1 protein-coding gene is annotated in these 1,074 nt (G+C 72.0%); it reads right to left on the minus strand.

Translation table 11 applies throughout. The annotated features are described in order from the left end of the window. Nucleotides 1-1,074 (minus strand): alanine racemase (gene alr / locus AC5RUJ_RS17015; RefSeq protein WP_494156334.1); only part of this gene is annotated, 1,074 nt, incomplete at both ends.

Raw genomic sequence — 1,074 nt, forward strand, 5'->3', positions numbered from 1 at the left:
GCTCGGCCGCGGACGCCGTGACTCCGGGTGCCGCGGCCGCCGGAGTGCCGGCGTCGCCGCCCTCCTGTTCGTCGGCGGTTTCGGTGTAGTAGCGCGGGACCCGCTGGCTGACGCGGGTGACGATCTCGTAGTTGATGGTGCCGGCGCCCGCCGCCCAGTCCTGGGCGTCCGGGACGTCCCGGCCCGGCCCGAAAACGATCACTTCCTCGCCCACGAGGTCTCCGGCGTCGGTGGTCCTCAGGTCCACCACGAACTGGTCCATGGCCACCCGGCCCACCACGTCATAGCGGCGGCCGCGGATGGACACCTGGACGTTGGCGGCGCTGCGCGGGATGCCGTCCGCATAGCCCAGCGGTACCAGCACCAGCGTGGTCGGCCCGGAGGTCAGGTAGCTGAGCCCATAGGAGACGCCTTGGCCGCTGGGCACCTGCTTGCAGTTGGCCACCCGTGCGCGCAACGTCATGGCCGGAACCAGCCCGAGTTCCTCGGGGGTCTGCCCCTCGAAGGGCGAGAGCCCGTAAATGCCCAGCCCCACGCGGACCATGTCGAAGTGCGCGTCCGGGCGGCTGAGCGTACCGGGCGTGTTGGCCAGATGGCGGACCTCCAGGTCCAGCCCCGCGTTCTCGGCCACCGCTACAGCCTCGCGGAAGCGGTCCACCTGCTCGTCCGTCTCCGGCCGGTGCGGTTCGTCGGCGACCGCCAGGTGGGAGAAGACGCCGACCACCCGCAGCAGCCCCTGTTCCTGGTACTCCACGGCCCGGTTGACCAGGTCCTCCCAGAGCGCCGGCGGGCAGCCGTTGCGACCCAGCCCGGTATCGATCTTCAGGTGCACGCGTGCCGGCCGTTCGAGCCGCCGTGCCGCCTTGACCACCGGCTCGAGTTCCCAACCGGACACGCCGACGTCGATCCCCGCCTCGATTCCCGCGGCGAAGTCCGTGTCCGGGGTGTGCAGCCAGGCCAGGATGGGGGCATCGATGCCCGCCGCGCGAAGGGCCAACCCCTCGGTGAAGTGCGCAACGCCCAGCCAGGACGCACCGGCTTCCAGTGCGGCCCGGGCCACCGGGACGGCGCCGT

Source organism: Arthrobacter sp. Y3223164, assembly GCF_059091005.1.